15 protein-coding genes are annotated in these 18,217 nt (G+C 62.4%); 13 read left to right on the forward strand and 2 right to left on the reverse strand.

Annotated features, from left to right (window positions below; all coding sequences use genetic code 11):
- Nucleotides 1–5 precede the first annotated feature (5 nt).
- Together ABH912_RS03955 and ABH912_RS03960 are read right to left on the reverse strand one after the other, a co-directional pair.
- A complete protein-coding gene (locus ABH912_RS03955) occupies nucleotides 6–719 on the reverse strand; it encodes a cupin domain-containing protein (RefSeq protein ID WP_429509672.1) in 714 nt (237 codons plus the stop codon).
- A gap of 39 nt (nucleotides 720–758) precedes the next feature.
- A complete protein-coding gene (locus ABH912_RS03960) occupies nucleotides 759–1,616 on the reverse strand; it encodes a GNAT family N-acetyltransferase (protein ID WP_429509673.1) in 858 nt (285 codons plus the stop codon).
- A 242-nt stretch (nucleotides 1,617–1,858) separates the two neighbouring features.
- Here ABH912_RS03960 and ABH912_RS03965 point away from each other — a divergent pair, with 242 nt between their 5' ends.
- The 13 genes from ABH912_RS03965 (at nucleotide 1,859) to ABH912_RS04025 (ending at nucleotide 18,174) form a co-directional block, all read left to right on the forward strand.
- Entirely contained in the window at nucleotides 1,859–3,331 is a 1,473-nt protein-coding gene (locus ABH912_RS03965; RefSeq protein WP_429509674.1) for an aldehyde dehydrogenase family protein, read from the forward strand.
- 534 nt (nucleotides 3,332–3,865) lie between these two features.
- Complete coding sequence (locus ABH912_RS03970; RefSeq protein ID WP_033062141.1) at nucleotides 3,866–4,534, forward strand: haloacid dehalogenase type II; 669 nt, start codon at nucleotides 3,866–3,868, stop codon at nucleotides 4,532–4,534.
- Nucleotides 4,535–4,591: 57 nt separating this feature from the next.
- On the forward strand, nucleotides 4,592–5,866 hold the full coding sequence (locus ABH912_RS03975) for an NAD(P)/FAD-dependent oxidoreductase (protein ID WP_429509675.1): 1,275 nt from the start codon (nucleotides 4,592–4,594) through the stop codon (nucleotides 5,864–5,866).
- Between the two features lie 83 nt (nucleotides 5,867–5,949).
- The gene (locus tag ABH912_RS03980) at nucleotides 5,950–7,587 is read left to right on the forward strand and encodes an ABC transporter substrate-binding protein (RefSeq protein ID WP_429509676.1); all 1,638 of its coding nucleotides are present in this window, start codon (nucleotides 5,950–5,952) and stop codon (nucleotides 7,585–7,587) included.
- A 45-nt stretch (nucleotides 7,588–7,632) separates the two neighbouring features.
- Nucleotides 7,633–8,589 (forward strand): ABC transporter permease, encoded by a 957-nt coding sequence (locus ABH912_RS03985; RefSeq protein WP_033062145.1) that lies wholly within the window; start codon nucleotides 7,633–7,635, stop codon nucleotides 8,587–8,589.
- Nucleotides 8,586–9,461, forward strand: coding sequence for an ABC transporter permease (locus ABH912_RS03990; protein WP_033062146.1), 876 nt, complete (start codon nucleotides 8,586–8,588; stop codon nucleotides 9,459–9,461). Before ABH912_RS03985 ends, ABH912_RS03990 begins: the two co-directional genes overlap by 4 nt.
- A gap of 1 nt (nucleotide 9,462) precedes the next feature.
- Nucleotides 9,463–11,304 carry an ABC transporter ATP-binding protein gene (locus tag ABH912_RS03995; protein WP_429509677.1) on the forward strand — a complete coding sequence of 614 codons (1,842 nt, stop codon included), beginning with the start codon at nucleotides 9,463–9,465 and terminating at the stop codon, nucleotides 11,302–11,304.
- Nucleotides 11,301–11,609 carry a (2Fe-2S)-binding protein gene (locus ABH912_RS04000; protein ID WP_033062149.1) on the forward strand — a complete coding sequence of 103 codons (309 nt, stop codon included), beginning with the start codon at nucleotides 11,301–11,303 and terminating at the stop codon, nucleotides 11,607–11,609. The genes ABH912_RS03995 and ABH912_RS04000 overlap by 4 nt, the downstream gene beginning before the upstream one ends.
- Nucleotides 11,591–12,982 (forward strand): FAD-dependent oxidoreductase, encoded by a 1,392-nt coding sequence (locus ABH912_RS04005; protein ID WP_429509678.1) that lies wholly within the window; start codon nucleotides 11,591–11,593, stop codon nucleotides 12,980–12,982. The genes ABH912_RS04000 and ABH912_RS04005 overlap by 19 nt, the downstream gene beginning before the upstream one ends.
- Nucleotides 12,979–14,133, forward strand: a complete 1,155-nt coding sequence (locus ABH912_RS04010; protein WP_429509679.1) for an NAD(P)/FAD-dependent oxidoreductase — start codon at nucleotides 12,979–12,981, stop codon at nucleotides 14,131–14,133. The genes ABH912_RS04005 and ABH912_RS04010 overlap by 4 nt, the downstream gene beginning before the upstream one ends.
- Nucleotides 14,130–15,287: an acetylornithine deacetylase gene (gene argE, locus ABH912_RS04015; protein WP_429509680.1), complete on the forward strand. Its 1,158-nt coding sequence runs from the start codon at nucleotides 14,130–14,132 to the stop codon at nucleotides 15,285–15,287. The genes ABH912_RS04010 and argE overlap by 4 nt, the downstream gene beginning before the upstream one ends.
- A gap of 324 nt (nucleotides 15,288–15,611) precedes the next feature.
- Nucleotides 15,612–17,069 carry an NAD-dependent succinate-semialdehyde dehydrogenase gene (locus ABH912_RS04020; protein ID WP_429509681.1) on the forward strand — a complete coding sequence of 486 codons (1,458 nt, stop codon included), beginning with the start codon at nucleotides 15,612–15,614 and terminating at the stop codon, nucleotides 17,067–17,069.
- Between the two features lie 25 nt (nucleotides 17,070–17,094).
- Complete coding sequence (locus ABH912_RS04025) at nucleotides 17,095–18,174, forward strand: tartrate dehydrogenase (protein WP_429509682.1); 1,080 nt, start codon at nucleotides 17,095–17,097, stop codon at nucleotides 18,172–18,174.
- Nucleotides 18,175–18,217 lie beyond the last annotated feature (43 nt).

Consider the following 18,217-nt stretch of genomic DNA (forward strand, 5'->3'; position numbering starts at 1 on the left):
CGCCACTACTTCACCGCGTAGAACTTGCGCACATACCGCGTACTTTTCCACGCGCACGGTGCACCGAGCGGCACAAACACGCTGTCGCCGGTGTTGACCTCCACGCTGGTTCCATCAGGCGCCAGCAGGGTGACACTGCCTTCGATCAGGTGCATCAACTCATGGAGTTTGTGGGGCCGGCCGTGACGCTCATACGGTGTCGAATCCCAAACGCCGACGCGCAGATGGGTGGCGTCGTCTTCGAAGGCATTGTGTGAGCGGCATTGCGGCGTCGGCCCGATCAAAATCTGCGGTTCCGGTGCGAGCGAAGGCGAGAGCATGTCCAGAGGATCGAGCGCGGTCAGGCCGGGTGTCGGGTTTGCGGTGGGGCTGGTGACGGCACAAAAGGCCCAGCACGTATCAGCATGAGCCTGAAGTCGCAGCGCTGTACCGCGACCGATCACGGCGCTGGCGCCGACACCCAGTTCCAGGGTCTGCATCTCGGATTGCAGCACGACATGGCCGGCGTGGACCACGATCACTTCGGTGTGCGGAAAGTCATCGCTATCAAGCGTTCCGCTGATGTGCACGATGCCCGCTGACACGCCATCCGGGCCGTTGTAGGCCACCTGGCGCCCGTCCTTGAACGGATCGAAACCACCCAAAGACGCTGCTGTAAAAGACGTGGTAACGCGGCTGCCGTCGGCGCGAGCCAACAGCAGAACGGTAGGTTCAGACATACGGGTGACGCTCCATAAAACGATGATGAGAGATAGCGATCAGCCAATGGCTTGAGTCACCACAGCGAACTGCTGAACGCCATTGGCTGTTTGCGGTGGCGTGCCCTTGGCCATTTGCGCCACGGTATCGACCTGCTTCAAACCCGCCGACGCCAGCCATTCGCCCAGGCCGCTGTCTGCCGGAATGTCGATGCGCACGAAGGCATCCGGTACTTGCGCCAGTAAAACGGCGATCAGGTGTTTGGCCTGCTCGAGGTTTTCGGCGACCACCGGGCCGATACAACGACCACGGCCGAAAGGACGCAACAAAGCGAAGGCACATAACTGGCCGTCGCGTTCGATCCCCACCGAATGCTCGACCACCTCAAACAGATCAGCGAGTACCGCTTTGCGATCCAACCCGCTGCCGGCGTTGGCCAAAGCCAGCACGCGAGCCTGATCCGCCGCGTTCAGCACACGGCAGTGTTCGCCGTCGGCCAGTGCGGCGGGTGTAGGCGCATTGGCGTTGCCCTGATGCTGCTGAATCCGGCCGAATTCGACAAAGCCCTGGCTGGCATACAACGGCGCGCCGGCCAGTGTGGCGTTGAGCATCGGGGTGCGTGACTGGCAGGCATCCAGGGCCTGTTCCATGAGCTTGCGGCCGATGCCCTTGCCTTGATAGTCATCGCTGACGATCACCAGGCCGATGGTGGTGAAGCCACCCTGGGGGCAGGCGAATGCGGTGCCGATCAGACGCTCGCCATCGAGCACCACAAAACCGTCGCTGACCCGTTGCAACATGGCCCAGTCGTCCTGGCGATGGGGCCACTTCAACTGCACGGACAAGGCGTGGGCCGAGGGCAGGTCGGCGGCCGTCATTGGCCGATAGACATAAGCAGGTTGTTGCAAGGCGGACATGGCGAGTCTCCGTTGGACAATGTGCGCGAGCGACCGGATTTCCAGCGCGATGGTGCCTGTATCCCATCTGTGTGAAGGCCTGACAAGGGGGGCTTGAGCATTCGGCAGATTCCGCAAGCCCGAGGCCGGCAGACCACACTTACTACTTAAATGCACCGCAAGGTCGGCAGCAAATGCCAGAGCTTTTTTTCTACGATGGAGACCTGAGTTCACGACGCGTCGTCCCCTATTTGGAGTGCTCCATGGATAGCTTCGATCCCCGCCTTATCGCTGTGCGCAGCGCTCACTTCATTGCCGGAAAGTACCGAGATGCACAACCCGGGCTTGAGGTGGTACGGCCCTCTGACGGCCGGGTCTATGCTCAGTTGCCAATCGCCGATGCCGACCTGGTGGATGAAGCGGTCACTGATGCCTGGCAGGCGTTCAACCGCAGTGACTGGGCCAGCCGTCCACCGCGGGAGCGGGCGCGGGTGATGCGCCGCTGGGCCGATCTGATCGAGGCGGACGCTGCCATCCTGGCACCGCTGGAAGCCGTGGGCTCGACGCGTCCTCATAAAGATGTGATCGCCTGGGATATTCCTTATGTCGCCGAAGGCATTCGCTTTTTCGCCGAACTGGCGGACAAGCATGGCGGTCAAGTGGCGGCGACCCAGACTGATCGACTGGGCATGCAGATCGCCGAACCCTACGGCGTCATTGCCGCCATCGCACCGTGGAACTTCCCCTTGAGCATGGCCTCCTGGAAAGTCGCCCCGGCGTTGGCCGCCGGTAATGCCGTGGTGCTCAAACCTTCGGAGCTGACGCCGTTCTCCAGCCTGCGCTTTGCCGAACTGGCACTGCAGGCGGGCATTCCGGCGGGGATTTTCAACGTGATTCAGGGCGATGGCCGCATCACCGGCGATGCCTTGTGTCGCCATCCGCGAGTGGCCAAGGTGACGTTCACCGGGTCCACGGCGACCGGGTCGAGCATCATGTCGACCTGCGCGCTGGTGGGGCCGAAACCGGTGACACTGGAACTCGGCGGCAAGAGCCCGCAGCTGGTATTCGCCGACGTGCCGGACATCGCCAAAACCGCGCGCACTGTGGCGCTGGCCATCACCGGCAACGCCGGGCAGGTGTGCGTGTCCGGTTCGCGGTTGTTGATCCAGCGCTCGATCATGGAACCGTTTATCGCGCATTTGCAGGCGTATTTCGAGGAACTGCGCCCGGGGCCGACCTGGTCCTCCGAGAGCACGTTGTCGCCGATCATTTCCCGACTGCAAGCCAGCCGCATCGACGGCATTGTCCAGCGCTCGCGTCAGGCCGGCGCTGAAGTGCTGACCGGCGGCGGAGTGTTTGAAGGGCTGGGCGGTGCTTATTACCAACCGACTTTGCTGGCGGGTCTGGACAATGACAATCCGGCCATCTGCGAAGAAATCTTCGGCCCGGTGCTGACGGTGCAGGCATTCGATGATGAAGAGCAGGCGCTGAGTCTGGCCGCGCACGCCACCTACGGCTTGGCGGCGGGCGTACACACCGCCGACATCAATCGCGCCCTGCGTCTGGTCCGGCGACTGGAGGCGGGGACGGTGTGGGTTAACCGTTACGGGCGCAGTAACGATTACATCCTGCCGACTGGCGGCTACAAACGCTCCGGCATCGGCAAGGACCTGGGGCGCGAAGCGTTCGAAGCCAACTTACGTTTCAAGAGTGTGCTGATCGATATCGTCCAGTAAACGCAATCTGTAGCAGCTGCCGAGCCTGCGAGGCTGCGTTCGGCGGCGAAGCAGTCGTAAAACCTGTGCATACGATTTATCTGAAAGACCGCGGTGCTTGAATTCACGACGGCTTCGCCGCCGAACGCAGCCTCGCAGGCTCGGCAGCTGCTACCTCGGGTAGGGGCAAGCAGTCGTAAAGCGTCGACAGGTTTCAAACCGCACCCAAACGGGCGCTTCCGCAAGGAAGCGCCCGTTTTCGTTCAGCCCGGCGCAGGTTCTGCGGCAGATCGGTGCGTGATCTGCCCTTGCAGGGCTATAAAGGCCCATAAGAGCGCACAAATACGGGGTTTGCCCAAGGCTTGTGCGCGCCGCAAAGTCTGCTGAGGGTGGGCGCTAAAACGGTGGTTTGTATCGAGCGAAGGTCGCTTTTAACGCCATCTGCTGATTTCACAGTGTTGTAATGACGGTGTGCTGCAGCGTTGCATCACCGCTTCGGTAACGGAGCAAATGCTTGTCACGCCATGACCTCAACGAACTTCAGGACCGCACTCAATGAGCTTTCTTCGCCCCAAATTCATTACGTTCGACTGCTACGGTACGCTGACCAATTTCCACATGGGCACGATGACTCGCGAACTGTTCGCCGATCGCGTGAAGCCCGAGCAGATGGATCAGTTCGTCAAGGACTTCTCGGCCTACCGCCTGGACCAGGTCATGGGTGACTGGATGCCCTATGACGAGATCCTCAAAACCGCACTGGCGCGGACCTGCAAGCGCTGGGGCGTCGAGTACCGTGACGAAGGTCAGCTGTATTACGACGCCGTCCCGACCTGGGGCCCGCACCCCGATGTGCCGGCCGGCCTGTCGAAAATCGCCGACAAGATCCCGCTGGTGATTTTCTCCAACGCCAGCGACAGCCAGATCATGTCCAACGTCGACAAACTCGGCGCGCCGTTCCACAAGGTCTTTACCGCCGAACAGGCCCAGGCCTACAAGCCGCGTCTGGCCGCGTTCGAGTACATGCTCGACAACCTCAACTGCGGACCGGAAGACATCTTGCATGTGTCTTCCAGCTTCCGTTACGACTTGATGCCGGCCCACGACATGAAGATCAAGAACAAGGCCTTCGTCGCCCGTGGTCACGAAGTGCCGGGCAATGCCTTCTACGGCTACCAGCAGATCACCGACATCGGCGGGCTGGCCGCACTGGTGGGTCTCTGAGTCGAACGGTAACGACACTCTTCAACGCATTCTTTTTTTGGCATAGGCGGGTTAGACATGGGCAGTGAATCCTACTGGCTCGACACCGCACCGGCGTTCAGCGGTGCTCAGCTCGGCGCATTGCCCGGGCAGGTCGACGTGGCCATCGTCGGTGGTGGTTTCACCGGCCTGGCGGCGGCCCGGGCGTTGGCCTTGAAGGGCGCCAGTGTGGTGGTGCTCGAGGCCGGAAGGGTTATCGGTGAAGCGTCGGGACGCAATGGCGGCCAGTGCAACACCGGTGTGGCCCAGGATTACGCCGGGCTCAGCGCCAGCCTCGGTGCCGACAAGGCTCGGGCTTATTACCAGGCCTACGAAAGCGCAGTGCAGAGTGTCGTTTCATTAGTGGACCAGGAGCAAATTGCCTGCGACCTGATCCGCAATGGCAAACTCAAACTGGCGGCCAAGCCCATGCATTACGAGGGCCTGGCACGGACGTGCGAACTGATTCGCAAGGAAGTCGATGCCGACGTCGAATTGCTGTCCGCCGAGCAGACCCGCACGGAAGTCAATTCGGCCCAGTTCCACGGTGGCTTGCTGCAGCGCAACGGCGTGCAGATGCATGTCGGGCGCTTCGGTGTCGGTTTGGCCGAAGCGGCAGCTCGCCATGGTGCGTTGATCCATCAAGGCACCTCGGTGACGGACTGGAAAGCCCGGGCCGGCGGTTATCAGGTCAACACCAGCAAAGGATCGCTGCACGCCGGTCAGGTGTTGCTGGCCACGGGCGCCTGTCAGCACGGTGGGTTGGGTTGGTATCGGCGGCGGATCGTGCCGGTGGGCAGTTTCGTGATTGCCACCGAAGTCCTTCCACAATCGCTGATCGAGCAGTTGTTGCCGGGCCGCCGCGCCTATGTCACCAGCCGCATGATCGGTAACTACTTCCGCTTGACCCCGGACAATCGCCTGCTGTTTGGCGGCCGTGCGCGGTTCGCCATGTCGGACAGCGTCAACGACGCCAAAAGCGGCAAAGTGCTGCAAGCGGCGATGGTGCAGATGTTCCCGCAGTTGGCCAACGTGAAGATCGACTACTGCTGGGGCGGGCTGGTGGACATGACGTCCGATCGGCTACCCCGGGCCGGTCAACACGGCGGGATTTACCACTCCATGGGCTACAGCGGCCATGGCGTGCAGATGTCGGTGCACATGGGCCAGGTCATGGCCGATGTCATGGCCGGCAACGTCGAAGCCAACCCTTGGCGTGAACTCGAATGGCCGGCGATTCCCGGGCATTTCGGCAAACCGTGGTTCCTGCCGTTTGTGGGCGCCTATTACCGTTTCCAGGATTATTTGCATTGAGTTGATGTTGTGGCGTCACCGTCGTTTGCGTTTCAACGCTCCGGACAACCCGAGCCTTCTCATTATCGACAGGTACAACTGATATGACTGACAAAAAGATCGACTCTCAACTGATCTCCGGCCAAGAAAGCCTGCGAGTCTTTGAAGGCCTCAATCGCGGCATGTCGCGCCGCAATGCCTTGCAGATGCTTGGTGTGGCAGGTGTTGCAGCTGCCGGTGCAGGCAGTCTGTTCGGCGCCGCCGGCAAACTGTTCGCCGAAGAAGCTGCCTCCCCCGGCAAAGGCAAACCGGGCGGGCGGATTCGCGTCGCCGGCATGTCCAGTTCCACCGCCGACACCCTCGACCCGGCCAAAGGCGCGTTGTCGACCGACTACGTGCGCCACTTCATGTTCTACAACGGCCTGACCCGTTTCGACGCCCACTTGGTGCCACAACTGGAACTGGCCGAGCGCATCGACAACACCGACGCCACGCTGTGGACCATCACCCTGCGTAAGGATGTGACCTTCCACAACGGCAAGACCCTGAGCGCCGCCGACGTGGTGTACTCGCTGTCGCGCCACAAGGATCCGCTGACCGGTTCCAAGGTCATGCCGCTGATGGCGCAGTTCGAAGAAATCAAAGCCACCGGCCCCAACGAAGTTCAAATCCGCCTGAGCGCGCCGAACGCCGAGCTGCCTTCGATCCTCGCCGTGTCGCACCTTCTGATCGTTCCTGAAGGCACCACTGACTTCAACCAGGGCATCGGCACCGGGCCATTCAAGGTCAAGGAATTCAAACCGGGCGTGCGCTCGATTGCCGCGCGCAATACCGGCTACTGGAAGCCGGGCCTGCCGTACCTCGACGAGATCGAGTTCATCGCCATTGCCGACGAACCGTCGCGGGTCAACGCGCTGTTGTCGGGCGACGTACACATGATCAACGAGGTCAACCCGCGTTCAACCACGCGCATCAAGGCCAGCCCCAAACACCGCGTCGTCGATGCGCCATCGGGTAACTACACCGACCTGATCATCCGTCAGGACCAGATGCCGGGCAAAAGCGCCGAATTCACTCAGGCCATGAAACACCTGCTGGACCGTGAACAGGTCAAATCCGCAGTGTTCCGTGGTTTTGCCGTGGTCGGTAACGACCATCCGATATCCCCGGGTTCGCGCTACTACAACGCTGATCTGCCGCAACGGGTCTACGACCCGGAGAAAGCCAAGTTCCTGCTGAAGAAGGCCGGCATGGAAAGCATCACCATGCCACTGGTCGCATCGCCGGCCGCCACCGGTTCGGTGGACATCGCAGTGCTGTTGCAACAGTCGGCGAAACAGGCCGGGCTCAAGCTCGACGTCAACCGCCTGCCGAGCGATGGCTACTGGTCCAACCACTGGATGAAGCACCCGCTGAGCTTCGGCAACATCAACCCGCGGCCGAACGCCGACGTGATGTTCTCGCAGTTCTTCCAGTCGAAAGCGCCGTGGAACGAATCCGGCTGGCAGAACGATCAGTTCGATCAGTTGCTGATGCTCGCCCGGGGTGAAACCGACGACGCCAAGCGCAGCAAGATGTACGCCGACATGCAGACCCTGGTGCATGACCACAGCGGCATCGGCGTGCCGGTGTTCATCAGCAACATCGACGGTGTCGACCAGCGCATCAAAGGCTATGGCAGCAACCCGCTGGGCGGTTTCATGGGCTACATGTTCGCCGAGCAGGTCTGGCTGGACGCTTGACGTGCAGTGATTGAAGCGACGGGGACATTGCATGAGGGTAGGGCGATGAATAGCAACACACTGTGGTTGATCGGACGGCGCCTGGGCGCCGCGATCGTGACTTTGTTGATCGTGTCCATGGTCGTGTTTGCGATCACGGCGGTACTGCCGGGGGACGCGGCGCAACAATCGCTCGGGCAGTTCGCCACGCCGGAACAGGTGGCGGCGTTGCGCCTGAAACTGGGGCTGGATCAGCCCGGTGTGTTGCGTTACCTGCATTGGCTGATGAACCTGCTGAGCGGCGACATGGGCCAGTCGGTCTCCAACGCCATGCCGGTCAGCGAGTTGATGGCCGGGCGGGTGCCCAACACCTTGATGCTGGCGGCCGCCACGGCGCTGGTGTCAGTGCCGGTGGCGTTGATTCTGGGCATCGGCTCGGCGATGGGCCGCGGTGGGCGCATCGACAGCTTCCTGAGCTTTTTCACCCTGGCCATGGTCGCCGTTCCGGAGTTTCTGGTGGCGACCCTGGCAGTGCTGATTTTTGCAGTGAACCTGGGTTGGTTGTCGGCGCTGTCGTACGCCAGTGACATCACCTCACCTTGGCAATTCATGCGCACTTACGCCTTGCCGGTGATGACGCTGTGCTGCGTGATTGTCGCGCAAATGGCCCGCATGACCCGGGCGGCGGTGATCGATCAACTGGACAGTCCCTACGTAGAAATGGCCCGGCTCAAAGGCGTGAGCCCGATGCGCATCGTGCTGCGCCATGCCTTGCCCAATGCCATCGGGCCGATCGCCAATGCCATCGCCCTGAGTCTTTCCTACCTGTTGGGCGGGGTGGTGATCGTCGAAACGATCTTCAACTACCCCGGCATCGCCAGCCTGATGGTCGATGCGGTGACCAACCGCGACATGGCGCTGGTCCAGGCCTGCACCATGCTGTTTTGCACGGCGTACCTGGGGTTGGTGCTGATTGCCGACCTGTGCGCGATTCTGTCCAATCCGAGGCTGAGAAACCAATGAACAATCTCATTGTGAAATCGACGCCAGCGACCCCCGACCTGTCGGTTGGCAAGGTGTCTCATGGTCCGGCCTGGCTGGGTCTGATCGGGGCTGCGATGTGTGTTATCTGGTTGCTGGTGGCGATCTTCGGCCCTTGGCTGGCGCCGCACCCGGTGGGCGAAGTGGTCTCTGACAATGTGTTCGACAGCATCAGCGCCGTTTACCCGTTCGGTACCGATTACCTGGGCCGCGACATGCTCAGCCGCATCCTCGTCGGCGCACGCTTCACTGTCGGCCTGGCGTTGGTGGCGGCTGTGTTGGCCAGCGGTCTGGGCACCAGTTGCGCGCTGCTGTCGGTGGTGTCGCCGAAGTGGCTGGATGAAGTGATCAGCCGCTTGATGGATGCCTTCATCTCGATCCCGAGCAAGATGCTGGCGCTGATCATGGTCTCGGCGTTCGGCTCGTCGGTGACCTTGCTGATCTGCACCGCGGTGCTGAGTTTCACCCCCGGCGCGTTCCGCATCGCCCGCAGCATGGCGGTGAACATCGAAGCCCTGGAATACGTGCAAGTGGCCCGTACTCGCGGCGAACGTCGGCTGTACATCGCGTGTGTGGAGATCCTGCCGAACATGCTCAACCCGGTATTGACCGACCTGGGCCTGCGTTTCGGCTTCATCGTGTTGCTGCTCAGCGGCATGAGTTTCCTCGGTCTGGGCGTGCAACCGCCGGATGCCGACCTCGGCTCGCTGGTGCGCGAAAACATCGGCGGCCTCAACCAGGGCGCGCCGGCCATCGTGATTCCGGCCCTGGCCATCGGCACCCTGACCATCGGTGTGAATCTGTTTATCGACCGCCTGTCTTCGCGACGTAGTCGACGTTCGGGAGGCCATTGAAATGAGTGAATTGATTCGAGTCGAAAACCTGCGCGTGGTCGCCAGTGGCGAGCGTGGCGAAGTCGAAATCGTCAAGGGCGTGAGTTTCTCCCTGGCCAAAGGTGAAGTGCTGGCGTTGATCGGCGAGTCGGGTTCCGGCAAGACCACCATCGCGCTGGCGCTGCTCGGTTACGCCCGGCGCGGTTGTCGCCTGGCGTCCGGTGTGGTGCAGATCGGCGAGCACGACATGCTCGCGTTAAGCGAAAGCGAGCTGCAAGGCCTGCGAGGCAACCGGGTTTCGTACATCGCCCAAAGCGCTGCGGCGGCGTTCAACCCGGCGAAAAAACTGATCGATCAAGTGGTGGAGGGCGCATTGATTCATGGCCTGGGCAGCCGGGCTGTGCTCGAAGCCAAGGCCATTGAACTGTTCCGCGACCTCGCGCTGCCGGACCCCGATCACATCGGCCAGCGCTACCCTCATCAAGTCTCCGGCGGGCAACTGCAGCGGGTGATGGCGGCCATGGCGCTGATCAGCGATCCGCTGCTGGTGGTGCTCGACGAACCGACTACGGCACTCGACGTGACGACCCAGATCGACGTGCTGCGCGCCTTCAAACGGGTGGTGCGCGAACGGGGGGCGACGGCGGTTTACGTGTCCCACGACCTCGCGGTGGTCGCGCAGATGGCCGATCAGATTGTGGTGCTCAACGGCGGCGAGATTTTCGAACAGAGCGCCACCGCGCCTTTACTCAAAGGCCCGGCCCACGAATACACCCGCAGCCTGCTGGCGGCGGCACGGCCGGACACGACGATTCGTCCGCCCTGCGATGTGGCGCAAGACACGCCATTGCTGACCATCCAGGGCCTGACCGCCGGTTACGGCAACAAGAACATGCACGGCATGCCGTCGATTCGGGTGCTGGAAGACATCGACCTGACCGTGCGCCGGGGCCAGGCCATCGGCGTGATCGGTGAGTCGGGCTCGGGTAAATCGACCCTGGCGCGGGTGGTGGCGGGGTTGCTGACCCCGGCGCTGGGCGCGCTGACTTTCGATGGTCAACCGCTGGGCGGCAGCCTGTCCGAGCGCACCGCCGAGCAGTTCCGGCGCATTCAAATGGTGTTCCAGAACGCCGACACCGCACTCAACCCGATGCACAGCGTCAGCACCATTCTGAGCCGGCCGCTGAAGATGTATTTCGGTCTCAAGGGCGCCGCATTGCGCGAGCGCATCGGCGAATTGCTGGACCTGGTGCGCCTGCCGAGAGCCATGGCCGAACGGCGTCCGAATGAACTGTCCGGTGGACAAAAGCAGCGGGTCAACCTGGCCCGGGCGCTGGCGGCCAAACCGGATCTGATTCTGTGCGATGAGGTGACCTCGGCGCTCGACACCGTGGTCGGCGCGGCGATCCTCGAACTGCTGCGCGACCTGCGTCAGGAACTGGGGGTTTCGTACCTGTTCATCAGTCACGACATCTCTACCGTCCGCGCGCTGTGCGATGACATTGTTGTGATGTACAGCGGCCACAAGGTTCAGGCCGGCACTCGGCAAGCGTTTGCCCAAGCGCCGTTTCATCCTTACACCGACCTGTTGATCCATTCGGTGCCGGAACTGCGCCAGGGCTGGCTGGAAAACTGTGGCACCACCTGCGGCGAACTGCCGCCAATCGGCGCCCGGGCCAACGTGCCGGAGCTGTGCACCTTTCTCAATCGGTGCCCGGTGCGGGTCGACGGCCTGTGCAATCGCACCGCGCCGAACCGCCGAGTCATCGCCGGTGGCAGCGAAATCCTTTGCCACCACGACACCACCGAGCTGCTGAAAACCCAGCAGGATTTAAACATCATGACCCAGGGAGCCTGCGCATGAACGGGCGTTTTGTGAGGCTGGCCGAGCAGGGCCGGCCGACCGTCAATCTGAAGGTGGACGGCTCATCCATCGAGGCGCTGCAGGGCGATACCCTGATGGTCGCGTTGCTGACCCAGGGCTCGTCGTTGCGCCAGTCGGAATTCGATTCAGGCCGCCGCGCCGGTTTTTGTTTGATGGGCGCGTGCCAGGATTGCTGGGTCTGGACCCGCAGCGGCGAACGCCTGCGTGCCTGTTCCAACGAAGTCCGTGAAGGGCTGGACATCGTCACCACACAACCGGAGGCGACATGGCCACTGCACGGCTGAGCGCTAATAAAGTCGTTATCGTCGGCGCCGGACCGGCCGGGATTCGCTGTGCCGAAACCCTGCTGGCGGCGGGTTTCAAACCGATCCTGATCGATGAAAATCGCCGGGATGGCGGGCAGATCTACCGTCGTCAGCCGGAAGGCTTTACCCGTGATTACGCCACGCTGTACGGCACCGAAGCCGCCAAGGCCCAGGACCTGCACCAAAGCTTCGATCGCTTGCGTGGGTCGATTGACTACCGCCCGGACACGCTGGTGTGGAACCTCACGCCGGGGCAATTGTGCTGCGTCAGTCAGGGCAAGCATACGACGGTGGAATACGACGCGCTGATCCTCTGCACCGGCGCCACTGATCGCTTGATGCCGATCGAAGGCTGGCAACTGGCAGGCACCTACAGCCTTGGCGGGGCGCAGATCGCGCTCAAGTCCCAGGCAGTCTCCATCGGCCGCAGCGTGGTGTTCATGGGCAGCGGGCCGTTGCTGTATCTGGTCGCCAGCCAATACGTCAAAGCCGGCGCCAACGTGGCGGCCGTGCTCGATACCTCGCCGCTGAGCAAGCGCATCCTCGCCATGCCCAAACTGCTGGCGCGCCCCGGATTGCTGTTCACCGGAATGAAACTGTTGGCGCAGCTGTATCAGGCGAAAATCCCGGTACATCTTGGGATCAAGCCTCAGCAAGTGCTGGGTGACGAGTCGACCGGAGTCAGTGGCGTGCGGGTCAGCACGGCGCGCGGGGAAACCCTGACGGTCAATTGCGATGCCGTGGCTCTGGGGTATCACCTGCGCCCGGAAACGCAATTGGCGGATCTGGCCGGTTGCCGCCTGCGGTTCGATGAGGCGTCCAGCCAATGGTTGCTGGCGGTTGATGAGGATGGCCGGACCTCGGTCAATGGTGTGTACGCGGCCGGAGACGGCTCGAAGATTCGCGGTGCGGACGCGGCTGAACACGCCGGAAGGCTGGTCGCCATGGCGCTGTTGGAGGATTTGCAGCAACCGCTGAATGCCGGGTTGCGCGACGAACAACGCCACGCGCTGGCGGTGATGGATCAGTTTCGCCTGGGGCTGGCCCAGGCGTTTCCCTGGCCGGCGGACCAAGCCAAAGCCTTGCCGGATGCCGCCATCGTCTGTCGCTGCGAAATGATCAGCGCCGGCGAATTGCGCCGCACCGTCAGCGAAAAGGGCGCCTGCGAAGTCAATCGGGCCAAAGCGTTCAGCCGCGTCGGCATGGGCCGTTGCCAAGGCCGTTATTGTTCCCAGGCCGGGGCCGAGGTGATTGCAGCCGCTGCCGGTGTCAGCGTGCAACAGGTCGGCCGGCAGCGCGGTCAGGCGCCGGTCAAACCCCTTTCGATGCTCACCGAGGAGGTGTCGCCATGACGGTTCACAAAGCCGATGTCGTCATTGTCGGCGGCGGCCTGATGGGCTCGGCGGCGGCGTTTTTTCTGCGTCAGCGCGGTCAGTCGGTAATCCTGCTGGAGCGCGACCAGATTGGTCAGTACGCCAGCGGCGTGAACTTCGGCAACGTGCGCCGCCAGGGCCGATTCCTTGGGCAACTGGCGTTGGCCAACCGGTCGTGGGCCCTGTGGAAGCGCTTGCCGGAGTTGATCGACGATGACCTCGAATTCATCGCCAGCGGGCACATGCGTGTGTGCTACCGCGAAGACGAAATCCCTGAGCTGGAGGCCTATGCGGCCGCGCCCGAAGCGGCGCAACTGGATCTGAAGATCTTTCGCGGTGCCGAGCTGCACGCGCGGTTTCCGTTCCTCGGGCCAGACGTGAAGGGCGGCTCCTACGCGCCCCACGACGGCCACGCCAACCCGCGTCTGGCAGCCCCGGCGTTTGCCCGTGCCGCACGGCGACTTGGCGCGCGGATCGAAGAACAGACCGAAGTCGCCGAAGTACAGAAGGTCGGTGGCGAGTTCAACGTCACCACCACCGACGGCCGCCAGTTCAACGCCGCTCAGCTGTTGATCACCGCGGGCGCCTGGGGCCAGAAATTGTCGGCGCAGTTCGGCGAGCCGGTGCCGCTGGACACCCACGGCCCGCAAATGGCCGTGACCGAACCGGTGCCTTACGCCTTGCCGACGGTGATCGGCGTGTACACCAAAATTCCCGAGGAAGTGATCTATTTTCGCCAGATTCCGCGCGGCAACATCGTCATCGGCGGCGGTTATCGCAGCAAACCGGACATGCTCAATCGCCGGGCCTATGTCGAGCCGCGCAGCATCCTCAATCAAATGGAGCAGATGCGCCGTCTGCTGCCGGGTGTCGGCAACCTCAACATTATTCGGGTCTGGAGCGGCATCGAAGGTTATCTGCCTGATTCCCTGCCGGTGATGGGCCCCAGCGGTACCGTCGATGGCTTGTTCTACGCCTTCGGCTTCTGTGGCCACGGCTTCCAGCTCGGCCCTGGCGTCGGCGACGTGATGGCCGAACTGATCAGCACCGGCAGCACCAGCACGTCGATTGAGCCGTTCTCCATCAACCGGTTCGCCCTCTCAGCCGAGCAACGGAGCAAGGCCTCATGAAACCCCGTGTACTGGATATTCTTAAACGCCTGATGGCCTTCGACACCGTGTCTTCGGAGTCGAACATGGCCCTCATCGAGTACGTGCGCGATTTGCTGCTGAGCAAAGGCATCGAGTCGCTGATCGTCAAGGATGAAACCGGCAAAAAGGCCAACCTGTTCGCCAGCACCGGCCCTCGCGAGTTGCCGGGGATTCTGATGTCCGGGCATACCGACGTGGTGCCGGCGGCGGGGCAGGCCTGGACCTTCCCGGCGTTTCAGGCGACGGTGCAGGACGGGCGGATTTACGGCCGTGGCAGCTGCGACATGAAGGGCTTCATCGCATTGGCCATCGACGCCATGTTCGACGCGGCGGACAGCCCCTTGAGCCGGCCGCTGCAACTGGCGCTGTCCCATGATGAAGAGACCGGTTGCGTCGGTGTGCGCCGTTTGCTGGACGTGTTGCACCTGGCGCCGGTGCGGCCGTTTTTGTGCCTGATCGGTGAACCGACCAACATGCAGTTTGTATTGGGGCACAAGGGCAAGGGTTCTTACCGCACCTACTGCCGTGGCCTGGAAGCGCATTCCTCGCTGGCACCACGCTCGGTCAATGCGATTCACGTGGCCTGCGATTTCATCGCTGCGCTGCGTCAAAGCCAGCAGCAGTTACAAGAGCAGGGCGCTCAGGATGCTGACTACGACGTGCCTTACAGCACCGTGCATGTCGGGCAGATTGTTGGCGGCAAGGCGCTGAACATTGTGCCGAACCTGTGCACCCTGGACTTCGAAGTGCGCAACTTGCCGGCGGACGATCTGGATCAGTTCCTGGAACAGATGCGCGAGCGTGCCGAAGTCATCGTGCGTGAGGCGAAAAAACTGTCCAGTGTCGCCGCGATCGAAATCGAAACCGTCAACGTCTATCCCGGCCTCGATACCCACCCGAGTGTCGAAGCGGTGCGCTTCCTGAAGAACTTCGCCGCGCCGGATACCGGCACCGCCAAAGTCTCGTTCGGCACCGAAGGCGGGCTGTTTAAGCAACGCCTCGATGTGCCGGTAGTGGTCTGCGGACCGGGCTCGATCGAACAGGCGCACAAGCCGGACGAGTTCATCGAGATCAGCCAGATGGAGGCCGCGGAGCGGTTTCTGGATGGCCTGCTCGGTTCCCTGAAACTGTAAGGCCGAGCCCGTCGTTCCCGGACGACTCCATTCCCCTGTGGCGAGGGAGCTTGCTCCCGCTGGGGCGCGAAGCGGCCCTGAAAACAGCTACCGTGGTCAGTCAGGTAACACGCATCAACCGGTTTACGACTGCTTCGCAGCCGAACGGGAGCAAGCTCCCTCGCCACAGGTTCTGCGTTCGCCACGGTAAACATCAAATTCCACCGGTAGAGCCTGCCGTCCCACCCCGAATTTCAGCATCCAACACCGCGCAAACGGCACTTTCAGCATCCTCATCCACAGCACCTCCCTAGACTGGAGCGTGTCTCGGATCAGGACTCGACCATGCTCAAGAATCGTTTGAAAGACCCCAGCCTTTTAGCAGAACTCGCCTATGTCGACGGGCAGTGGATCGGCGCTGACAACGCCGCGACCCTGGACGTTATCGACCCGGCCAGCGGCCAGTTGATTGGCCGCGTACCGGCGATGCAAGGCGCGGAAACCCGTCGCGCCATCGAAGCGGCCGAAAAAGCCTGGCCGGCCTGGCGCGCTCGCCCGGCGGCGGAACGTGCGGCGCTGCTCGAGCGCTGGTATCAGGCCATGATCGACAACCTCGACGACCTGGCGCTGATTATGACCTGCGAGCAGGGCAAACCGTTGAACGAAGCCAAGGGCGAAATTCGCTACGGCGCCGGTTTCGTCAAATGGTTCGCCGAGGAGGCCCGGCGGGTCTACGGCGAAACCATGCCGGCCCCCAGCGGTGACCGCCGACTGATGACGCTCAAGCAACCCGTGGGTGTTTGCGCCGCGATCACCCCGTGGAATTTCCCCAACGCAATGATCACCCGCAAATGCGCGCCAGCCCTGGCGGCCGGGTGCCCGATCATCGTCAAGCCCTCGGACCTGACGCCGTTGTCTGCTCTGGCATTGGCGGTACTGGCCGAGCGCGTGGGCATTCCGGCCGGGGTGTTCAACGTGTTGACCGGTATGCCCGCCGGCATCGGCGAAGAGCTGACCGGCAACCCGAGCGTGCGCAAGATTTCCTTCACCGGCTCGACCGCCGTCGGCCGCTTGCTGATGCGCCAAAGCGCTGAACACATCAAGCGTTTAAGCCTGGAACTGGGCGGCAACGCGCCGTTCATTGTGTTCGACGATGCTGACCTTGAGCAGGCCGTCGCCGGCCTCATGCTCAGCAAGTTTCGCAACGCCGGGCAAACCTGCGTTTGCGCCAATCGCATTCTGGTGCAGGACGGCATCTACGAACGCTTCGCCCAGCGCCTGGTGGAGGAGGTGGGCAAGCTCAAGGTCGGCAACGGCCTGGACGCCGACGTCACCATCGGCCCGCTGATCAACAAGGCGGCGGTGAGCAAAGTCGCCCGGCACATCGACGATGCCCTGAGCCAGGGCGCACGTTTGCTCTGCGGCGGCATGCCCGAGGGCGACAGCCAATTCGTGCAGCCCACGGTACTCGGCGAGGCCCACGCGGGCATGCTGCTGGCCAACGAAGAAACCTTTGGCCCGGTGGCGCCGTTGATGCGCTTTACCGATGAAGCCGAAGCCCTCGTGCTGGCCAATGCCACGCCTTACGGTCTGGGTGCCTACTATTTCACCCAGGATTTACGTCGTTCATGGCGTTTCGGCGAGGCGCTGGAGTTCGGCATGGTCGGCCTCAACACCGGGATCATTTCCATGGAAGTCGCCCCGTTCGGCGGCATCAAACAATCAGGCCTGGGCCGCGAAGGCAGCAAGTACGGTCTGGACGAATACCTTGAAGTCAAAGCCTTCCACATCGGTGGGCTGTAATTCACAGACACGGGGAGGCAGATTGATGAGCAAGACATTCAAAATCGCCGCGATTGCCGGCGATGGCATCGGCAAGGAAGTTCTGCCGGAAGGGCTGCGAGTACTGGAGCAAGCCGCGAAGAAATGGCAGCTGGACCTGAGCATCGAAGTGCTCGACTGGGCGCATTGCGATTACTACCTGGAACACGGGCAAATGATGCCCGACGACTGGTTTGCACAGCTCAAGGGCTTCGACGCGATCTATTTCGGCGCCGTGGGCTGGCCGGACAAGGTACCAGACCACATTTCCCTGTGGGGCTCGCTGCTCAAGTTCCGCCGCGACTTCGATCAGTACGTGAACATTCGGCCGGTGCGTCTGTTCCCCGGCGTGCCGTGCCCCTTGGCCGGACGCAAACCGGGGGACATCGATTTCGTGGTGATCCGCGAGAACACCGAGGGCGAGTATTCGTCGGTGGGCGGCAAGATGTTTGAAGGCACCGAGCATGAATTCGTGCTGCAAGAGTCGGTATTTACCCGGCGCGGCGTGGACCGGATTCTCAAGTTCGCCTTCGAGCTGGCCCAGACCCGTCCGCGCAAGCGCCTGACGGCGGCGACCAAGTCCAACGGAATTTCCATCAGCATGCCGTACTGGGACGAGCGCACCGCATTGATGGCGGCGCAGTACCCGGACATCACCTGGGACAAGCAGCACATCGACATTCTGTGCGCGCGTTTCGTGCTGCAACCGGACCGTTTTGATGTGGTGGTGGCGTCAAACCTGTTTGGCGACATTCTTTCCGACCTGGGGCCGGCGTGTGCAGGGACCATTGGTATTGCGCCTTCGGCGAACCTCGATCCTGAGCGACGGTTTCCGTCGCTGTTCGAGCCGGTGCATGGTTCGGCGCCGGACATCTACGGGCAGAACATCGCCAACCCGATTGCGATGATCTGGTCCGGGGCGTTGATGCTGGATTTCCTGGGGAATGGGGACGAGCGCTATCGCGCGGCGCATGACGGGATCTTGCAGGCGATCGAGCGGGTGATTGCGCAGGGGCCGATTACACCGGATCTGGGGGGGACGGGGTCGACTCAGGAGGTTGGGAAGGCGATTGCTGACTGGCTTTGAGTGTGTGGTGGATCTGAAATCGACCCCTCACCCTAACCCTCTC

The sequence above is a fragment of the Pseudomonas sp. BT76 TE3572 genome (assembly GCF_050435365.1).
In the GTDB taxonomy this organism is placed as follows: Bacteria; Pseudomonadota; Gammaproteobacteria; order Pseudomonadales; family Pseudomonadaceae; genus Aquipseudomonas; species Aquipseudomonas fluorescens_W.